This is a genomic window from Microcoleus sp. F10-B2 (assembly GCF_036704965.1).
GTDB lineage: Bacteria > Cyanobacteriota > Cyanobacteriia > Cyanobacteriales > Microcoleaceae > Microcoleus.
The window spans coordinates 33,040-52,778 of sequence record NZ_JAUBTB010000026.1; the positions used below are offsets into that span (position 1 = coordinate 33,040).

Annotated in this window: 20 protein-coding genes; 11 read left to right on the forward strand and 9 right to left on the reverse strand. The window is 44.5% G+C overall.

Features of this window, described 5'->3' with window-relative positions; all coding sequences use genetic code 11:
• Positions 1–232: 232 nt before the first annotated feature.
• The 5 genes from QUA99_RS12495 (at position 233) to QUA99_RS12515 (ending at position 5,135) form a co-directional block, all read left to right on the forward strand.
• Positions 233–973 carry a DUF928 domain-containing protein gene (locus QUA99_RS12495; RefSeq protein WP_333236914.1) on the forward strand — a complete coding sequence of 247 codons (741 nt, stop codon included), beginning with the start codon at positions 233–235 and terminating at the stop codon, positions 971–973.
• Between the two features lie 142 nt (positions 974–1,115).
• Positions 1,116–1,850 carry a DUF928 domain-containing protein gene (locus QUA99_RS12500; protein ID WP_333236917.1) on the forward strand — a complete coding sequence of 245 codons (735 nt, stop codon included), beginning with the start codon at positions 1,116–1,118 and terminating at the stop codon, positions 1,848–1,850.
• Positions 1,851–2,091: 241 nt separating this feature from the next.
• The gene (locus QUA99_RS12505; protein ID WP_333236919.1) at positions 2,092–2,886 is read left to right on the forward strand and encodes an HAD family hydrolase; all 795 of its coding nucleotides are present in this window, start codon (positions 2,092–2,094) and stop codon (positions 2,884–2,886) included.
• A 668-nt stretch (positions 2,887–3,554) separates the two neighbouring features.
• Positions 3,555–4,772, forward strand: a complete 1,218-nt coding sequence (locus tag QUA99_RS12510; RefSeq protein ID WP_333236921.1) for a DNA double-strand break repair nuclease NurA — start codon at positions 3,555–3,557, stop codon at positions 4,770–4,772.
• Between the two features lie 144 nt (positions 4,773–4,916).
• Positions 4,917–5,135: a hypothetical protein gene (locus QUA99_RS12515; RefSeq protein WP_172184703.1), complete on the forward strand. Its 219-nt coding sequence runs from the start codon at positions 4,917–4,919 to the stop codon at positions 5,133–5,135.
• A 38-nt stretch (positions 5,136–5,173) separates the two neighbouring features.
• Here QUA99_RS12515 and QUA99_RS12520 read toward each other — a convergent pair whose 3' ends face one another.
• Both QUA99_RS12520 and QUA99_RS12525 read right to left on the reverse strand, forming a co-directional pair.
• The gene (locus QUA99_RS12520) at positions 5,174–5,383 is read right to left on the reverse strand and encodes a hypothetical protein (RefSeq protein WP_333236923.1); all 210 of its coding nucleotides are present in this window, start codon (positions 5,381–5,383) and stop codon (positions 5,174–5,176) included.
• Between the two features lie 44 nt (positions 5,384–5,427).
• Positions 5,428–7,500, reverse strand: coding sequence for an ABC transporter ATP-binding protein (locus tag QUA99_RS12525; protein WP_333236925.1), 2,073 nt, complete (start codon positions 7,498–7,500; stop codon positions 5,428–5,430).
• A 210-nt stretch (positions 7,501–7,710) separates the two neighbouring features.
• On the opposite strand from QUA99_RS12525, the gene QUA99_RS12530 reads away from it, so the two are divergent.
• Together QUA99_RS12530 and QUA99_RS12535 are read left to right on the forward strand one after the other, a co-directional pair.
• Positions 7,711–8,262: a GNAT family N-acetyltransferase gene (locus QUA99_RS12530; RefSeq protein WP_333236927.1), complete on the forward strand. Its 552-nt coding sequence runs from the start codon at positions 7,711–7,713 to the stop codon at positions 8,260–8,262.
• 52 nt (positions 8,263–8,314) lie between these two features.
• Positions 8,315–8,821, forward strand: coding sequence for a GNAT family N-acetyltransferase (locus tag QUA99_RS12535; RefSeq protein WP_333236929.1), 507 nt, complete (start codon positions 8,315–8,317; stop codon positions 8,819–8,821).
• 78 nt (positions 8,822–8,899) lie between these two features.
• On the opposite strand, the gene QUA99_RS12540 is transcribed toward QUA99_RS12535, so the two are convergent.
• Positions 8,900–10,222 (reverse strand): tetratricopeptide repeat protein, encoded by a 1,323-nt coding sequence (locus QUA99_RS12540; protein ID WP_333411419.1) that lies wholly within the window; start codon positions 10,220–10,222, stop codon positions 8,900–8,902.
• A 33-nt stretch (positions 10,223–10,255) separates the two neighbouring features.
• Here QUA99_RS12540 and QUA99_RS12545 point away from each other — a divergent pair, with 33 nt between their 5' ends.
• The 4 genes from QUA99_RS12545 to hisC all read left to right on the forward strand — a co-directional run bounded on the left by QUA99_RS12545 (position 10,256) and on the right by hisC (position 14,399).
• Complete coding sequence (locus QUA99_RS12545; protein ID WP_333236933.1) at positions 10,256–11,539, forward strand: esterase-like activity of phytase family protein; 1,284 nt, start codon at positions 10,256–10,258, stop codon at positions 11,537–11,539.
• Positions 11,540–11,711: 172 nt separating this feature from the next.
• Positions 11,712–12,566 carry an alpha/beta hydrolase gene (locus tag QUA99_RS12550; RefSeq protein ID WP_333236935.1) on the forward strand — a complete coding sequence of 285 codons (855 nt, stop codon included), beginning with the start codon at positions 11,712–11,714 and terminating at the stop codon, positions 12,564–12,566.
• Positions 12,563–13,276 (forward strand): glycerophosphodiester phosphodiesterase family protein, encoded by a 714-nt coding sequence (locus QUA99_RS12555; RefSeq protein WP_333236937.1) that lies wholly within the window; start codon positions 12,563–12,565, stop codon positions 13,274–13,276. Before QUA99_RS12550 ends, QUA99_RS12555 begins: the two co-directional genes overlap by 4 nt.
• 73 nt (positions 13,277–13,349) lie before the next feature.
• On the forward strand, positions 13,350–14,399 hold the full coding sequence (gene hisC, locus QUA99_RS12560) for a histidinol-phosphate transaminase (RefSeq protein WP_333236939.1): 1,050 nt from the start codon (positions 13,350–13,352) through the stop codon (positions 14,397–14,399).
• Positions 14,400–14,488: 89 nt separating this feature from the next.
• On the opposite strand, the gene QUA99_RS12565 is transcribed toward hisC, so the two are convergent.
• The 6 genes from QUA99_RS12565 to QUA99_RS12590 all read right to left on the reverse strand — a co-directional run bounded on the left by QUA99_RS12565 (position 14,489) and on the right by QUA99_RS12590 (position 19,737).
• A complete protein-coding gene (locus tag QUA99_RS12565; protein ID WP_333236940.1) occupies positions 14,489–14,959 on the reverse strand; it encodes a type II toxin-antitoxin system VapC family toxin in 471 nt (156 codons plus the stop codon).
• Positions 14,953–15,270, reverse strand: a complete 318-nt coding sequence (locus QUA99_RS12570) for an antitoxin family protein (protein ID WP_333236942.1) — start codon at positions 15,268–15,270, stop codon at positions 14,953–14,955. The genes QUA99_RS12565 and QUA99_RS12570 overlap by 7 nt, the downstream gene beginning before the upstream one ends.
• Before the next feature lie 46 nt (positions 15,271–15,316).
• On the reverse strand, positions 15,317–16,117 hold the full coding sequence (locus tag QUA99_RS12575) for a class I SAM-dependent methyltransferase (protein WP_333236944.1): 801 nt from the start codon (positions 16,115–16,117) through the stop codon (positions 15,317–15,319).
• A 144-nt stretch (positions 16,118–16,261) separates the two neighbouring features.
• On the reverse strand, positions 16,262–17,902 hold the full coding sequence (locus tag QUA99_RS12580) for a 2-isopropylmalate synthase (RefSeq protein WP_333236946.1): 1,641 nt from the start codon (positions 17,900–17,902) through the stop codon (positions 16,262–16,264).
• A gap of 322 nt (positions 17,903–18,224) precedes the next feature.
• On the reverse strand, positions 18,225–18,746 hold the full coding sequence (locus QUA99_RS12585) for a LabA-like NYN domain-containing protein (protein WP_006633075.1): 522 nt from the start codon (positions 18,744–18,746) through the stop codon (positions 18,225–18,227).
• Positions 18,747–19,086: 340 nt separating this feature from the next.
• A complete protein-coding gene (locus QUA99_RS12590) occupies positions 19,087–19,737 on the reverse strand; it encodes a response regulator transcription factor (protein ID WP_333236948.1) in 651 nt (216 codons plus the stop codon).
• Between the last annotated feature and the right edge of the window lie 2 nt (positions 19,738–19,739).

Here is a 19,739-nt window from a genome sequence, read left to right on the forward strand (position 1 = left end):
TTGTAACAAAATTTTACAGTTTGCCGCCCTCAAATGTATGCAATGATACTCGCGACCTAAGTACCCTGATTTTTCGGACGGAGAATCCACTTGCCGATAGAATTAATTAATGTTATTGATGATATGTCAAGGTTCAAATTGTGTATCTGTGCCCTCGACTAGCTGCTCAAAAATATTTGTCGGCATCAGCGAATGCCTGTGTTTGCAATATTATAGTGAAAGGTACAACAAAATGAAACGTTTTCTACATCGGGCTACACTTGCGGTCGCCTTATCTGCGATCGCAGCTACCGTCACCAGTTCGCTTGCACCGATGCGGGTACAATCCCAGGCGATTTTGCTGAGTCAAAATGTTAATTTCAAGCCTCCCGATGTCACAGCCCCCGGCAGCCGACAAGGAGGGACACATCGCGGCAGCAAGCTTTGTCCGGCGGGTTTGTCTATTACTCCTTTAGTGCCTCCAACTAATATCGGTTTAACCCTAACAGAGTCTCCCACAATTTTTGTCTATGTTCCTCAAACCTCGGCAAAAATAGAGTTTACTGTCCTCAACGACAAGGAAGAGGAATTGGTCTACGAAAAAACATTTAAACTTGACAAATATGGGATTGTTGGAGTAACCATTCCTGCTATGGGCAACAACAAATCCCTTGAAGTTGGTAAGCGATACGTGTGGTCATTTTCGCTAGTTTGCGACCCCGAAGACCGATCTGGAGATTTAGTTGTTAAAGGGTTCGTGCAGCGAATTGAACCCCAGGCAACTCTCAAGAGCGATTTGGCAAATACCGACCAGATGACTAGGCTCAACGTTTACGCTACAAATGGGATTTGGTACGAAACTCTCGCTACTTTAGCCCAAATGCGGCGCCAGACACCCGGGGATGCGAGGCTGACAGCAAAGTGGACGCAATTGTTGGAGTCCCAAGGACTGGAATCAGTTGCAGCTCAACCGCTGCTGGTTGAGCCTCTTTAAAGCTCGCTATTTCTGGAAATTTTGTCGGTCTGCCGATGGCGATGTGAAAATTGACCCATTTACTAGATCGCGCCCCGGGGTAAAACTCCGGGTTAACATTTAGATATGCGCTCTATAAATATTTCTACAAGTTGGTGGAAAAATGAAACGTTTTATACATTTTACTGCACTGGCGATGACTGTATTGGCGATCGCAGTTACTCTCCCCAGTTTGCTTGCACCGATGCAGGCTGTGCCTGCACCCATTCTGCTGAGTCAGAATGTTAATTTCAAACCCCCAGATGTCACAGCCCCAGACAACCGGCAAGGGGGGACTCATCGAGGCTGTCAGTTGCGCAAAGGTTTATCTATTACTCCCTTAATACCTGAAAGCAATATTGGTTTAACGCTAACAGAGTCGCCAACATTTTTTGTATATGTTTCTCAACCTGCGGCTCAAATAGAGTTTATTTTGCTAAACGAGGATGAATCCGAAGTAGTTTACGAAACTACTTTAAAAAATGACAAAGCCGGAATTGTTGGAGTTAGCCTTTCTGAGAAAGGCAAGACACAAAATATAGAGGTTGGTAAGCGATATGTGTGGTCGTTTGCACTAGCCTGCGATCCTCTGGAGCGTTCGGGAGATTATATTGTTAAAGGATGGATGCAGCGAATTGAACCCCAGGCAAATCTCAAGAACGATTTGGCAAATCCCGACCCTATGGCTAAGGTGATTGCTTATGCTAAAAATGGGATTTGGTACGAGACTCTTGCTACTCTAGCCGAAATGCGCAGCCTCGCACCCGATGATGCGCGCCTGACGACCGAGTGGACGAAATTGTTGCAGTCCCAAGGACTAGAATCGATTGCTACTCAACCGCTAGTTCAGTCTTTTTAATAACGACTCTTGACCAATTAATGCTGAGTGTTTGCACAGTCAATTCTTCAATTATTCAATTCTTCAATCCAGTGACCGAAAGCAGCCAGGGTACAAGCCCCCCTATTTAGAGGTGCAGAACTAAAAAACATAGTATCCGATAACAATTCCCCGGATTCATCAGTGATCTCGCTTTCTTCTATTCTCGAATTCTTCAATTCTTCAATTCTTCAATCCAAAATCTAAAATCTAAAATCGATTGATGGCTAATAACTTTCCGACAATTCTAGCTCTTGATTTTGACGGTGTGATTTGTGACGGATTAATCGAATATTTCCAAACTGCTTGGCGTACCTACTGTCAAATCTGGAAACCAGTCGAAACAGTGCCAGATCCAGATTTAGCTTTGAGTTTTTACCGAGTGCGGCCAGCCATCGAAACAGGTTGGGAAATGCCACTGCTGATCCGCGCACTGCTGACAGGGATTTCCCCAGAGGAAATTTTGCTGGAGTGGCCGAATATAGTACCGCATTTATTGACCGAAAATAATTTGAAAGCGCAGTCTGTCGGCGCTATGTTAGATGGATTGCGCGATAATTGGATTGCTGATGATTTAGCTGGGTGGCTGTCTTTGCACCGCTTTTATCCAGGGGTAGCCGATCGCTTGCACTCGTTGCAGGAGAGTTCGGTGAAAGTGGCGATCGTCACTACGAAGGAAGGCCGTTTTGTGCGGGAACTTTTGCAGCTAGCGGGCGTACAAATGCCGTCCGAGTTAATTTTTGGTAAGGAATACAACAAGCCGAAACACCAAATTTTGCGGGAATTTTTGGCCGCGTCTGGCAAAGATTCGACTATTTGGTTTGTGGAAGACCGGTTAAAAACTTTGCTGTCGGTGAAGCAGCAGCCGGATTTATCTCAGGTGAGGTTATTTTTGGCTGATTGGGGTTACAATACTTTGCCAGAACGGGAATCGGTAGCTGAAACTCCACCCGTTCAATTGCTTTCTCTGTCGCAGTTTGCCGGAGATTTTGCCGATTGGCTGCCGATCGACTCTTGATGTTAAATTTGTGGGCCGGTGGGATTTTTTTCAGTTTTCAGAGTCAAAAAAAAATCACAAAATTTTACATCTTTTTTGTTGACTTTTGAGGCGCTGGCATGGTATTTTAATATAATGGGATGGTTGCAAAAATAAGATTTGTGCAACCATCCCATTATATAAGATATATAATAACAGGAATAGCAGAAAAAAGCAAGGAGCTCGAAAAAAAAAATTGATTTTTTTATACAGTCTTGGAGGTACTATTGACCTGAGAAACCAGTTTTTTTACAGTTTGTTCGGGCAGCAACGAAGTATTGTAGTTTATCAAACCCAGTTTATGACAAAAAAGCAAGCTTCTGAACCCAAAATTTGAAAAGTGTTTTGATAATTTCTCAGCTTCAGGGCCCTGGTATGAGGCAGAGAAACCCGGTTTCTACGAGTTTTGGGTTGAGTTACCAGAAAAATACGAAGAAACCGGGTTTCTGATATCGCGAGTGCGGGAGCATCTCACTTTTGCAGTTAAGCTAGAAATTGGAGTTTTAAGGCAGGAGGCCCGAGGCTGCGGGGCAGGAGGAAAGAGGAAGAAGGAAAGAGCCAGAAGAAGTGTTTTTACAAATATGAGATGCTCCCGCGAGTGCGATCGCGAACTAAAATTGAAAGCTTTCTAATATTGAGACTTAAAACTAATGCTCGATTTAACTAAAGCAGCCAAGGCAATGCAGGGAATGAGCCAACATTTGAATGTGGAAGCTCAGGCGGCTCGCCAGCGTTTGGAAGTGGCTCAGAATTTGCTGTTGAAGGCGGCAGGGGAACAGGCAAAATTGGTGGAATTGCAAGAGAATTGGCGCGATCGCACTTTATTCAATGCTGCCACGCCGATCGAGCCCTTAGACGATCGCACCTACATCACCGCACCCCCCGCAGCTCACACAGTCTTTGCCACAGACGGATCGCAAATTTCCCCCAACCATCACGAAATAGCCTACTGCTACCTGCTAAACGTCGGGACAGTCATGCTGCACTACGGACAAAGCCGCCACCCAGTTTTAGACAGCGTGCCCGAGGTTTTCTACAAACCCGAAGATTTGTACGGTTCGCGGCAGTGGGGAATTAGAACCGAAGAATGGATGGGATACCGGCGGGCCGTTTCCGAAGCAATTGCCTTGGCAGAAATGGGCGAGAATTGGGCAAAAGTTAACGGCAATAAATTGCCCGCGCCAGCTTTAGCAATGGTAGACGGTTCCCTGATTTATTGGTTTTTGGAACAGTTACCCAGCGAAGCGCGCGATCGAATTTTGCTGCCAATTTTAGAAGCTTGGGACAAGTTGCGTTTAGCAGGAATTCCGCTGTTAGGATACTTAAGCGCTTCTCGCAGCAGCGAAAGCTTATCTTTTTTGCGGTTTGAAGCTTGCACCCACGAAGTACCAGACTGCATGACAAACTGCCCGAACGTCGGATTTTCCGCCACAATTTCTTTCGCCGAAAAAGCACCTTGTCAAGAATTTGAACCCTTGCGGGATGCCATCTTGTGGGCAACAATTCTGTCACCGGGACAAAGAAGCCCTTTGTGGAAATCCCAAGCTCGAATTTTAGATTTATACGGTATTAATTCCGTCTATTTCTGTTACGTTCACGTGGGCACAGAAATTGCTAGAATAGAAGTGCCGGAATGGGTAGCACAAGATACAGCACAGCTAGATTTAGCATTAGGAATGATGCTGGCTCAAGTACACAAAGGCGGCGGGTATCCGGTGACGCTAGCAGAAGCTCACAATCAAGCGGTAGTCACGGGGGGCGATCGAAGTCGCTTTTTCGCTTTGTTAGAGCAGCAAATGATTAAAGCAGGCTTGAAAAATGTGGGAATTTCTTATAAGGAAACACGGAAGCGCGGCAGTATTGCTTAAAGTAATAAGTAGAGTAGTCTTGGACGCAGAAACCTGGTTTTTAGGGAAATACTGCATCCCGGCCTTTAACACAGATAAAAAACCCGGTTGCTTTGGTATTGATACGTAATTTATGCAGAGTTAAAATAGAGTTAAAAATGTTATATGCCAATAGAACTAATTATCTTAATTGCTTCCTTACTTGTATCTTGGCTAGTCTTTAATTGGGCTTTTAAAGTGTTGAAAGCCAGCATCGGGACAGCGATTGCTTTAGCAGCAATTGTGCTGGCGATGCAGTTATTGTTTGGCATCGGCCCAAATCAGTTGTTTCAACACATAATTCACCTGCCCGAAACCCTGGGTAAAATGATTTCGGGCAAGTGATCCGATTTTAGATTTTAGATTTTAGATTTTAGATTCTTTTAGATACCCGACTTCTTGAAGAGGTCGGGTATCTGGGTATTCGGATAATTTGCCATCTTATCGATAATATCGTTTCCGGTTGCATCGGAATGATACCGAGGACACGGCACTGCCGTGTCCCTACCCCGATTATCGTAGGGACACGGCACTGCCGTGTCCTGACTGTGGGTAATATTAATTCCGATGCTACCGGAGTTGATATAATTCATCCGTGTATCCGTGTGAAAATCCGTGTCGTCCCTGACTTCAGATATTAACTTCCCAGCATTTGCAACTTGTACAAACTGGCATACAACCCTTCTTGCTGCAACAACTCTTCGTGGCTTCCAGACTCTACTAACTGCCCGCGTTTGAGCACTAAAATACGATCGACATTTCGGATAGTCGAGAGCCTGTGGGCAATAATTATCGCCGTTCTGTCCACCATCAAACGCTCTAGAGCTTCTTGAATTAAAGCTTCCGTCCCCACATCCAAACTAGCAGTTGCCTCGTCTAGAACTAAAATACTGGGATTGCGAATGGCGGCGCGAGCAAATGCTAATAATTGCTTTTGTCCCCCCGAAAGATTCGTTCCCCGTTCCCGCAATTGCGTATCATAACCTTGAGGCAACTGTTCGATTAAACGGGCAACATTTGTCTTTTCTGCTGCTGCTTGAATTTCCTCAATCGAGTAACTTTCCCCCAGGCTGATATTGCTCTTCACGTCACCAGCAAATAGAAAGCCATCTTGGATAATTACGCCTATGTGCCTGCGTAACTCTGCTTGAGGCAAATCCCGAATATCGACATGATTAACCAGAATCCGTCCTCGGCTAGGTTCGTAAAGGCGGCACAGGAGACGGATAATCGAACTTTTGCCCGCACCGGTGGGGCCAACTAATGCTACTTTTTCGCCAGATTTGATGGTGAAATTGAGGTTTTGCAGGACATATTCGTCTTGTTTGTAAGCAAACCACACGTTGTCAAATTGGATTTCTCCCGATTCAGAATTCTGCGATTTGGCATTTTCTCCCCCCCGAAGCTTGGGGGGGTTGGCGGGGGGTGATTGGGGATTGTTAGGCACTAAACGATATTCTGAACTTGCTGGATTGTGATGATTATCTGCCAATTCTCGATCGAACGGAGACAAGTTGTAAGCCGTTGCCTCTGGGTGTCCAGTTATCAACAACGGTGAATAACCTGCCCTTCTTCCTTCTTCCCTCTTCCCTCTTCCTTCTTCCTTCTTCCCTCTTCCTTCTTCCTTCTTCCCTCTTCCTTCTTCCTTCTTCCCGCTAGTTGGATCTTTAATTTCGATCGGTTCGTTGAGAATATCGCTAATGCGTTCGACGGCGGTAAATCCTGCTTGAATTGCAGTGAATTTCTCAGCAAATTGCCGCAGCGGATCGAAAAGACGCTGAGCAAATAAAATGAATGCAGACAGAGTACCGAAGTTAAGATTACCGGCTAAAACCCTTTGACCGCCCATCCACAAAACCCCTGCGATGGCCACTAAAGCAATCCATTCTAAAGTTGCAGATACGGCTGAGTCATAAAAGATAGTTGTGTCAACGGCTTTAATGTACCGTTTATTGGTGACGCGAAACAATTCTGAGTTGAATCTTTCGCGGCGGAATAGCTGCACTACGCCAATACCAGTCAGGTTTTCTTGCAGTTGTGCGTTGAGATCGGAAAGTTCTTCTCGGGTATTGTAATTTGCTATGCGGTATTGGTACTGAAAATAAACTATGACTGCGCTAATTGGTATCATCATCAGCACCAACATTAAAGCTAGTTGCCACTGCATGGTAAACATGAAAATGGCAATTACTAAAATAGAAAACAAATCGCTGACAATGCCGATCGCCCCTGAAGAGAAAACCTCTCCTAAAGCTTCTACATCGCTGGTGAGGCGAGTCATCAGTTTGCCTACAGGAGTGCGGTCGAAAAATCTCACTGCTAGCGATGTGACGTGGGCGAACAAATCATTTCTAATATCTGTAGTAATTATTTGCCCTACTTTCGTGACTAAATAGCCTTGAAGTGATTGCAGTGCCAATCTAACTGTTATAGTTAGCATGAGCAAAATAGCCAAAATATTCAATGCAGCAGATAAAGGCAATCCCCGCAAGAATTCGTAGGTAGGTTCAGAACGAATTACCGAAATTGCCTGTCCGATGAGAATCGGTTGAACTGCTCCTGAGACTGCTAGCGGTACTAATAGTGCGATCGAAATAATCAACAAGCGTTTGCTGCGGGTTGCGTAAGATGCCAACCTCATGAATAACCGCCAGTCTGTTTCCTGGCCGGATTTGTTTTTGGTATCTGCTACTGGTGAGGAAAGGGTCATTGATTGCAAAAACTGTAGAATATATCTAAGTAATAATTGTAACAAAGAGAATCAATATTTGACACTAATATCAGTAACAGGCAAGACGCCTGTTTAACAAAGAGTGTTTTCTTGTAACAGTAGGTTGGGTTGAGGAACGAAACCCAACTAAAATGTTTGTTGCCCGCCAAAGTGGTACTATAATCTAATGTTAAAGGTTATACTGTCATCATGCAAGAAATAGAGACAGCCCGATTGTATCTGAGACAATTTACGCCAGACGACTTAGATGAGCTGTACCGCATCTACAGTGATGCAGAAACAATGAAATACTTGAGAGGAGTTAAAACTAGAGAAGAAACACAAATCGCCATTCATACCATGCTCAAACGTTGGGCAGAAAACAACTTTGGAATGTGGGCTTTAGTACATAAAATAGACCGTAAAATGATTGGTCGCTGCGGATTGGCTTTTCTGGATCAGACACCGGAAGTAGAGCTGGGCTATGCGCTAGACAAAGTTTATTGGAATCAAGGATTGGTTACAGAAGCATCTTTTGCTAGTCTAAATTATGGATTTAAAATATTAAACTTGGAGAGAATAGTTGCGATCGCCAGACCAGAAAATATCGCCTCTCAGCGGGTGATACAGAAAGTTGGCATGAAATATGAAAAAAATGCTCATTACTACGAAACAGATGTAGTATATTATTCAATCTCGCGAAAAATCTACCAGTCAAAAGTAGTTGAGTTGACGAAGGAAATTAAACCTAAATGTTTGTAGCAAGACTTATCAAAACTGGTATCATAATCTAGTGGTAAAAATTATATTAATCATGCGAGAAATAGAGACAGCCCGATTGTATCTGAGACAATTTACGCCAGACGACTTAGATGAGCTGTACCGCATCTACAGTGATGCAGAAACAATGAAATACTTGAGAGGAGTTAAAACTAGAGAAGAAACACAAATCGCCATTCATACCATGCTCAAACATTGGGCAGAAAACAACTTCGGACTGTGGGCTTTAGTACATAAAATAGACGGTAAAATGATTGGTCGCTGCGGACTGAATTTTCTGGAAAAGACACCGGAAGTTCAGCTAGGCTATGCCCTCGACAAAGTTTATTGGAATCAAGGATTGGCGACAGAAGCATCTTTGGCTAGTCTTAACTATGGATTTCAAATATTAAATTTGGAGAGAATAGTTGCGATCGCCCTCCCAGAAAATATAACCTCCCAGCGGCTGATGCAGAAAGTTGGCATGAAATATGAAAAAAATGCTCATTATTACGAAACTGATGTAGTATATTCTCGCGAGAAAGTTACCAGGCAAAAGTAGTTTTGTAGGGTGTGCAATGCACACCTTACTGCATTTAAATTACTCACATTGCAAATTGTCATTATTGCCTGCTGACAACTACGAAGTTCTTTGCAATTGCTTGTTAACTTTTTGAATTTTCTTAGCAAAATACTCTTGTCTGTGTCCCAATTTTTTAGCCACGTCCAACCCTTTTTGATAGGATTCCAAAGCTTTATCGTAAGCCTTCATCTCTTGATAAACTTGACCGATATTGTCATAAGTGTTCATCAATCCGTAGAAATTGTAAGCCCGCTCTTCTAACAGCAACTGCATTTGATAAATCCGCAAAGTCTGCTCCCACTGCTTTTGCGCTCGATAAAGTAATGCTAATTTATCTAAAGCTTCGCTAGCTTGGGCATACTGTTGAATGGGGACGGCTAAATTGTAGGCTTCCTGATAGTATTGAGCTGCTAAATTGATTTGACCTATGGTTTGGTAATCGCTGGCGATCGCAATTTTGAGCGGTGGTATAGCGCTGGGGTTTTGTAAGTTAAGATACACAGATGCTAGTTTTTCCCGGGCTGCGATCGCCTTTAGGGGTTGTTTCGACTGCTGGTAAACGTAGGCCAACTGTCTCAGAGTCTCTACCTCAGTTGGAGGAGTTACAGGCTGCGGCGGCGCGCCGTTTCCCGCAACAACAGCGGAGTTTTGCACAGCAGAATTAGCAGCAAATAAATCGCGGTTTTCCTGAATTAAAGTTGCCAATTCCTCATACACCGGAGCCGCTTTATCGTAACTCAACCAATTGATGTGAATTAGCCCGATCGCCTTCAAAATCTGACCTTCAGCCAATATATCTTGGTTTTGGCGCGCATTTTCGAGTATTTCTTGGTAAACTTCTACAGTCGGCCCTTTAGCGCGCACCTGCTGAAAAGCCGCAGCGAAGGTGGGGAGCAACTCAGTATTAAGTGGTTCTTGGGATTTGACTTCTTTTTGAATTGCTTGCAACCGTTTGGTAATAAGCTGTAGTTCTAGGTTTTTACCGTTACTCCAAGCAACACTTCCCACCCGACTCAAAGCAGCAATTTCCGCCGCAGGCCCCAGATACCTACGCAGCCGCAATTCTCGGAACCAAATATCAAAAGCACCCGCGCCGTCTCCAGCTTGCAGTTTAGCCGCTGCTTCTAAGTTTAACTCTTCCAAAGCCGCTGTCAGTTCGTCCCGCTGAGTGCTGCTCAAAGATTCATTGGCGGGAGCTAGGGGATCGGGTGTGGTAATTTCTAGAGGATTAGGAGAAAATTGATCGAGGCCTGGTGGATTAGTTTGGGCGCTAGCAATAGAACCAGCACACAGCCACAAGAAAAGCAAGCACCCAATTGGCACAGAACTTCTCATTCTCAAAATTTGGTTGCCGCGATTCGGCAGCCCTGCTCGAAACATCAAATTTTGCATATCTACAAAACGGTATAAATTATGTTACAAAGATGGCACAAAAGCAAACTGTTCAACAAGAGCAACAAAATAAAACTTACCGCACTGAGCAATTCTTGGGATTTAAAGACGCTGGGCGATCCTCTTCGAGGGCTTCGCCAACGTATTTTACGCTTATTTAGTCTCGCCCTAATTGTCTTAACTGTTTGCACAGCTTGCGCCCCCCCTCCCGCAGTTGCAAAAGACCGCTCTTTTCCAGAAATGTCCCTCGAATTTTTGGGCGAGTACCAATTGCCAAAAATCAATTTTGAAGGAGTACCCGTCGGCGGTTTGTCAGCAATTACCTACGACCCCAAAGGTATTAGCGAAGTCACTTCCAAAGCTTATCGCTTTTACGCTCTTTCCGACGACCCCAGCGAAAACGGAGAAGCCAGATTTTACAGTCTCCGACTCGACCTCACATCAAGCGATCCAGCAAATATTCGCCTGAAAAAAGTTACCGTTGAAAGCGTTACATCCCTCAAAAAAGCAGACGGTGAAACCTTCTCTTGGGGTTCCATCAATCCCGAAGGCATCGCCCTTTCTCCCCGCAACTCAGTATTTGTCGCCAGCGAAGGCGTTACTCATGTTGGCATCCCTCCTTTTCTCGGAGAATTCGACCTCAAAACAGGGCAAATGCGGGGACAATTGCCGATACCAAAGCGCTATATTCCCGATGCCAGCGATGAAAAACAGCAGCAAGGAGTGGTGGACAATTTAGGTTTTGAATCTTTAACCATCGACCCAGAAACCTTTAGTCCGGGCGGTCTAGATCCGTTTCGTTTGTTTGCAGCTACGGAAGCGCCGTTAATGCAAGATTTAGACCCCGAACAGGCAAGCAAACTCCGTATTTTACATTATATCATTGTCGATAAAACGCCGCAATTAGTATCGGAAAATCTTTACATCCTCGACCAAGTTCCCATGACTATTTTGAACGGTTTAACAGAATTAGTAACTGTCGGTGGCGGTCAGATTCTGAGTTTAGAACGTTCTTTTGGGCTGTCGGGATACAGCGCTAGGATTTATCAAGTAGCGGTTGGGGCGGCTACAGATACTTCGAGAATCCCGAGTTTCAAAGGGCAAACTGCAATGATAGAACCTGTCAAGAAAAAGTTGCTGCTGGACTTGAGCCAACTCGGAATTCCGCTGTACAATTTAGAGGGAATGACTCTCGGGCCGCAGTTGCCAGATGGCAGCAAAAGTCTAGTTTTGGTCAGTGATGACAATTTTGATGAAGCGCAAAAAACTCAGTTTATCTTGTTGAGTTTGAAGGGCAAAAGTTAAGTCAGAAGGGCGGGCTAGAAGCCCACCCCACAAGAAGATTTATTGTTTGTGAAAAAGAAATATTGCCTGTTTATGAAAACAGTAGAAGAAAATTCACTCTTTGTGGAACAGGCAAGATGCCTGTTCCTAAAAAAGTTAAATCACATTTATCCAACTATAAAACACCCTAATCATGCCCACTCGTAACACTTTGCACTTGCCAGAAATCGAACTTTCCTACCTAGAATGGCAGCCAGAAACAGGGAAAGAAAAAGTTCCGCGTTTGCTGCTGCTGCACGGTTTAGCAGATAGTGCGTCTGTCTGGACTAGCTTGGGCAATAACTTGTCCAACCGCTATCATATTGTAGCGCCAGATATGTGCGGTCACGGAGAGAGTAGCAAACCGAAAACAGGCTATACTTTTAAAAGTGCGATCGCAGATTTAGAAGCTTTGATGGCACATCTCAACTGGCCTGACGCACACATTTTAGGACATTCTTGGACGGGAAAACTAGCACCGATTTGGGCGAGGCAAAATCCCGATCGCTTTTGCAGTATGATTTTAGTAGACCCCATCTTCATCACCAAACTGCCCGCCGCGCTTAAACTCACCCTGCCAATTGTTTACCGAAAATTAGACTGTCTCAAATGTGTGGGCCCGTTTGCGACTTTAGCCCAAGCAGAAGCAGCAGCAAAACAATCGGGAGAATACGCAGATTGGAGTGACGTGCAGCAAATGGTATTCCAACACCAAATCGAACAAAAATCCGACGGAACTTGGGGCAGTAAATTTGCAATTGCAGCCAGAAATCAGATATTTGCAGAAGTGATCAAAGTTGCCGGTTTAACTGAAAATATTGATATCCAGACTTTGTTCGTACAGCCGGAAAAAGGCGTAAATCGCATGGATTGGCAAATGCAGCCCTACAAGAGATACTTGAAAAATCTTACCGTTGCAAAAGTACCGGGGAATCACTGGTCTTTTTTGACTGAACCGGAAACTTTTAATCAAACTGTGGCAGATTTTTTAGAGGGCACAAGACAGTGAATTTAGAAATTATCGCACATCGGGGATTTTCGGCGATCGCCCCTGAGAATACTTTAGCAGCTTTTGAACTGGCGATCGCCCGTGGAGCTCATTCGATCGAATTTGACATCCAGCTATCCGCCGACAGCGTACCAGTGATTTTTCATGACGCCACATTAGATAGAATCACGGGAGTTTCTGGCAAAGTTAGGGAAACAACCCTGTCTCAATTGCAGACACTTAATGCGGGAAAATGGTTGAGCGATGAATTTTCAGGACAAAAAATCCCTACTTTAAAAGAATCATTAACCATACTCAAAAATGTTGACAAATTTCTTTACTTTGATGTCAAACCTCACTGCGAGTGGTTGGATGCAGATGTCGCGGATTTTGTCAATACTTTGAAGGGCGCAGAAATCCAACACAAATGCGTTATTACCTCCTTTAACGCTGGATTTCTGGAACAAGTGCGACGGCTATCTGGCGATTTGGCGATCGGACACATTGTTGCTAATCTAGAAGCGTACAAAAATCAATTAGCTCATGCTGTGGCGCATCGGGATAATTTGATTAGCACTCTGTATCGCGTGTTGCTGGAAAACCCCGCACTAATTCAAGAAAGCCGGAGTCAGGGAGTTGACATTGTGGCATGGACGGTTGACGACCGAGGGGATATGCAAATGTTAATTGATTTGGGTATAACGCGGATAGTCACTAATTGTTTGATATAATCTTTTTAACTTGATATCTTGCGCCATTATCAAGAACGGGCAAGATGCCCGTTCCACAAAACTCAATTAATAGATGAATTACTTTCGCAAAAGCATCCACGAAATGTCTGGCTATGTGCCGGGGGAACAGCCACCGCTAGGCACAAAAATTATTATTAAACTAAATTCTAATGAAAATCCCTATCCGCCTTCTCCCAAAGCCTTAAAAGTGCTTCAGGAAATAGACGGAGAAATGCTGCGGCGCTATCCCGATCCAACTGGCAAACTTTTCCGCATTGCTGCTAGTAAAGTGTTAGGAGTACCTGACGATTGGATTGCGGTAGGTAACGGCAGCGACGATTTATTAAACTTGATAGTTCGCGCTGTGGGCGAAGCAGGTAAACCAGTTGTTTGTCCTGCGCCTACCTACGTCTTATACCGCACATTGGCAGAAATGCAAGATGCGGAATTTGTCCAAGTTCCTTATCCCGACGACTACAAGTTACCAGTCGATTTGCTAATAGCAGCCCAGGGTGCAGTGACATTTGTAGCTTCGCCAAACAGTCCATCGGGAACAGCCCTATCTGTTGCAGATTTGGAGAAACTGGCTAAAGAGTTATCGGGCCTTCTTGTGATCGACGAAGCTTATGTAGATTTCGCCGAAGAAAATGCTTTGCACTTGACAAAAAACTACAGTAATGTTATAGTTTTGAGAACCCTTTCAAAAGGTTATTCCCTAGCAGGATTGAGGTTGGGTTTTGGCATAGCAAATCCGGCGCTGCTGGCAGAATTAAATAAAATCAAAGACAGCTATAATGTGGATGCTTTAGCCTATGCAGTGGGGGCAGCGGCGATCGCAGATCAAGACCACAAAATAGCCAACGCCGAAAAGATTAAGGCTTCCAGAGCAAAACTAGCCGTTAGCTTCAAGGAATTAGGCTTTGACGTTTGGCCCTCGCAAACCAACTTTTTGTTAGTGCGGTCACCAAACGGCGATGCAGAAAGAATTTATCAAACACTGAAAGTACGGGGAATATTGATTCGATACTTCAATCAGCCTCGATTAGAAGACAAATTGCGGATTAGTGTAGGTACGGAGGAACAAAATCAAATCTTAGTTAAAACTTTGAAAGAAATTATTTAAATAACGATCGCACTAAAATTAGTTTCTAGTGATGACTTTAGTCCTCTGATTTTTATGAGGACTTGCATTCCTGACTACACACAGCTTGATTACGGATAATTATTAGGATTGTCGAAGGCCAATCCTTCCGACTGAGCAATATCCAGCAATCGATTATCCGCCGAAACAAAAACCAGTCGAGTTTCTGGCTGCGAAAGGAGAGTAGTAGATTGAAAACGCAAAGCCGACGCTAACTGTACAGAATCATAAGCGCGCAGCGGATGTTGCATCACCAATTCGGTGGCTGTTTCTATCAAAGTTTGATCGACATCTATGACTCGGTATTCATTTTCAAAATCCTCCCTAACTTTTTGCCCAATTAAATCAAAACGCTCCGCAGACAAACTTCCATCCCGCAGACGGCGTGCAAAAGCGCTGTGTACCTCCACCCAAGTAATCTGGCTAATAACTAAATCGCTATTTGTAGCAGGATCGGTAATCGATAAAATCCAGTCACTGCCTATTTCAGGCACGTATCGTTTGACTAAAGCGCTAGTATCCAGAAAATAAGCATTTACCACGGGCCACGATCCTCGATAACCATTTCTGAGAGAGGCTTACCTGGTAGCTCTTCCATTTTTTGCATCAATTCGCGCCACTGCTGCGCGCGCTTGATTAATTCGTCTCGATCGAGCTTACCCTGTTTTTTTGGCAAACCCATCAATTTTCGTACATCCATCAACTTAATCGCTTTTTCGCGATCGCCCTTGAGTTCTTCCTGCGAAACTTCCGCTACAATTGTGATTTGCACAGTTTCCCCATCATTCAATGACAAAGGACTCAAGGGACGAAAAACCCCGTTTTCGTAGATAGCAGTAATAGTTTCTGGCATAATTAGCCTCTTAATTAAATGCTTTGACTTATTGTACTTCTTTTAATTACTTCGTTGCCACCACAGCCAAATTCCAAGCCAAGCGCTTCATCAAAGGCAACTTCTTCAAAAACCCATCCAACTCTTCTAACCGAGAGTATTCCGGTTTCAATCTATCTTGTTCAATGATAATCTTTTTCCAATAACGCTCCTCATTCGGATGCACCTTTTCTATTAAATAAAAGCGCAAAAAAATCCAAAGCGATGTCAGCCAAAACGTATCATAAGCCGTCTCAGAAAACAAACAATTGACAAAATTCACAATATTAATATCCAAAGGACTTTCATCCTCTGTCCGCACCTCAGTCGCCATTCTACGGTAAACATTAATCACCGGATTGTGCTTCATCGGGTCCCAAAAGCAAGCTTTTCCGCCCGGTTTTAGCACGCGGTGCATTTCGCGAATTGCCTTTTCCGGTTCTGGCAAGTGGTGCAACAAATTAGAAGCATAAACAATATCAAAACTATTGTCCGGGAAATCCATTGCCATTGCATTCACCGTGCAGCCGTCTATTTGGACGCCGTTTTTCTCAGCCAATTTCAGGGCAACTTCTACCATGCCCTGAGAATAGTCGGCCGCCACACAATTTGCACCTTTCTTCGCAAAATAAACGCTATTTTCTCCCGCGCCGCAGCCTAAATCTAACAGGCGTTTGCCTGTAATATCGCCCATTTGCTGGACAATAAATCTATTTTCTGGGGCGGTACAAGCTTCAAAGTAATCATTAACTCGAATGCCGTCAATATCGATTGTGGATGCCCAAGCATCGTGGAATTGTCGCTCTTTTTTTAACGTTTCTTCTTGCATTTTTTAGGGTTTGTTGTTGCTAAAAAAGATTTTAATTTTTAACCGCAGATGAACGCGGATTAACGCAGATTTATTGAGATATATCTGCTGTTATGTGCGTTCGTCTGCGGTTTGTTTCAAGAAAAATGGCTGACAGTAAATTTATCAGCGCTGTGCTTTGGCAACAACTTGATTTGCGATCGCAGTTGGCTGTTCCGAGGCTTTTTCAGTAGTATGCTGCAATGCCTGATACAGGCGATTTAAAGCGCTGATGTATGCTTCTGCGGACGCTACGATAATGTCGGTATTTGCTGAGTGACCGGAAAATACTTTGCCTTCGTGGCGCAAGCGAATTGTTACTTCGCCGATCGCATCTATGCCCGCTGTTACCGATTGTACAGAAAACTCGATCAACTCGTTGGGTACGTTTACCACCCGGTTAATTGCCCTGTAAATCGCATCCACAGGCCCAGTGCCGATCGCAGCATCGGTCAATTCTTCGCCCGCCGGATTCCGCACAGTGACGGTTGCTGTCGGGCGAGATTTGTCGCCGCAAGAAACCTGTACCAATTCTAACCGGAACAGTTCCGGTGCTTGGTGGACTTCGTTATTGGCGATTGCCTCTAAATCCCAATCAGTAATCTCTTTTTTCTTGTCCGCTAAATCTTTGAACTTGACAAAAGCCTTATTTAGCTCATCGTCGGCCATTTCAAAACCCAACTCTTTCAAGCGAGTGTGAAATGCGTGGCGGCCGGATAATTTACCCAAAACAATTTGATTTTCAGTTAAGCCGATCGACTCAGCGTCCATAATCTCGTATGTCCGCTTATTTTTCAGCACTCCGTCTTGGTGAATTCCCGACTCGTGGGCGAAAGCATTTGCCCCGACAATCGCCTTATTTGGCTGCACCAACATCCCCGTCAAATTGGAAACCAAGCGCGATGTTTTGTAAATTTGGCGCGAGTCAATATTTGTCAGCGGTTCCTCAGAATCCGCAGCCCGGCCCAAGAAAGGATTATAATATTGGCGCCGCACGTAAAGCGCCATTACCAACTCTTCCAGAGCTGCATTTCCCGCCCGTTCGCCAATCCCGTTAATCGTGCATTCTAACTGTCTGGCGCCATTTTTTACGGCTTCCAAAAAGTTAGCAACAGCCAATCCTAAATCATTGTGACCGTGAACCGAGATAATTGCGCGATCGATATTCGGCACATTTTCCTTAATTCCCCGAATCAAAGCCCCAAATTCACTGGGAGTCGTGTAGCCGACTGTATCGGGAATATTAACCGTAGTCGCACCCGCTGCGATCGCCCGTTCTAGAACCTGATACAAAAACTCCGGTTCCGATCGACAAGCATCTTCCGGCGAAAACTCCACATCATCCACAAAAGACTTAGCATAGGCTACCATTTCCGGCACAATTTCCAGAACCTCAGCCCGCGTCTTTTTCAGCTTATACTCCAAGTGAATATCAGACGTAGCCAGAAACGTATGAATTCGCGAATTTACGGCGGGTTTGAGAGCCTCTGCTGCTGTTTTAATATCCTGCTTTCTCGCCCGTGCTAAACCGCAAATTGTCGGCCCATTTTCTGTGCCAACCGATCGGGCTATTTTTTGGACTGCCTCGAAATCTCCCGTGCTGGTGAAAGGGAAGCCCGCTTCAATCACATCTACGCCCAATCTCGCTAACTGGCGGGCGATCGTCAGTTTTTCATCCACATTCAGAGATGCACCCGGAGATTGCTCTCCGTCGCGCAAAGTCGTATCGAAAATAATAATCCGGTCTTGACTTGGTTGAGTTTTCATAGCTCTAAAAAAGTGTTTTCCTGATTTTTACTTGTCCGTTTTTCTGGATTTTTAGCCTCCAGTCAGTCGATTTTAGATTTTAGATTTTAGATTTTAGATTTATTCCACAGATGAATCTGGGAACTTGAACCTTAGTCTAAAATTTTGGGCTACTGGCGGCTCCTATCGGAAAGCAAGTATGCGTTTTTGGGCGGGGGCACCAGTCCCGTGTTTCGCGCCAATAACGAATAATTAATAACCCATAACCCATAACTACTGACTAATGACTAATAACTACTAACTACTGACTATTGACTAATGACTAATAACTACTAACTACTGACTAATAATCCATCTTCTCGATATGTTCCCTAATTTCATTTAGGTCTATATACCTATCAGTAGCATTTCGTAACTCTCTAGCAATCATTCCTTCGGTTGATACCACAGTAATATGAGTATTTTTCGATCGCAACAGCTCGATCGCCCGCTCAAAATCCCCATCCCCGCTAAAGAGCACTACTTGGTCGTATTGATCCACCGTATTAAACATATCAACCACAATCTCTATGTCTAAATTAGCCTTTTGAGAATATCTGCCCGAAGCATCGTCGTAATATTCCTTAAGAATTTTAGTGCGAACCGTGTAACCCAGACTTATCAAAGCATCTCGAAATCCCCTTTGATCTTGGGGGTCTTTTAGACCCGTATACCAGAAAGCATTGATCAAGATGACATTCGGCTGCGAAGTTTTGAAATATTCGAGCACCCTGCGAGGATCAAAAAACCAGCCGTTCTTTTGTTGAGCGTAGAACATATTGTTCCCGTCCACAAAAATAGAAAGGCGGTTCATTAAGTTTGTCATAGAAACTTAGACCTAATAATTGTAGAAAGAAGTTAATCTAAATATCACATTTTAGCAACATGGAGCTAACTGAGGCAATAGATTAAACTTCAGAAAACTCCATCCCCCCAGTATTTCATATTTTCGCCTCTACCGCCAGAGGGCTCTTTTAACGCTGCTTGCATTCGATCGACAGTTCCGATCGAACCCGACGCCCTGTAACTCTATAGCGGCTGAGGTTTCAAGGTTAATTCGGCTTGAATCTACCGCCCTACCGCCCTACCGCCAAGCAGGTATGCCGAAGCGCATTGCAGTACCTTTTGCTCCCCTGATTTCATAGCAGAGAACCCCCGCGCCGCGATCAAGCCTTTTTGCTTTCAAGGGCCCAGCGAGCCAACTCTGTCCGGTTGTGCAGACCTGTTTTGCCCAGCATATTGCTGACGTGGCTTTCTATAGTCCGCTGGCTGACATTCATCACGTCTGCGATCTGGCGGTTTGCCATACCCTGCGCTAGCAACTGTACCACCTTTAACTCAGTTGGAGTCAATTCGACATTGCGGCGTGCCTTAATTTTTGGGCCGCTCTCAATACCTTCATTTCGGTGGCGAATCAAGCGGGATGCCGCTTTCAAAGAAGATTCTACTTGAGCTACCAGTTCTTCGGGTTCAAAAGGCTTAACTATATAAACGTCAGCCCCCGTGCTCAAGCCTTTTACTCGGTCTGAACTTTGACCTTTGGCGGACAAGAAAAGAACCGGAATCCAGCTAGTGCGAGGGTCTTCTCTGATGTGTTTGACTAAAGTGTAGCCGTCCATTTCCGGCATCATCACATCGCAGATCATCAAGTCGGGAACTTCTTGTTCTAGTTTTTCCAGAGCGTCTCTGCCGTTTTCTGCTGTAATGACGTTGTAACCCCGAAACTCCAAGTAGTCCTTGACCAGCAAGATCAAATTGGGGTCGTCGTCAACCAGCATCAGCCGTTTTTGGTCTCCTGAAGTATTGTCCTTTGTCATGT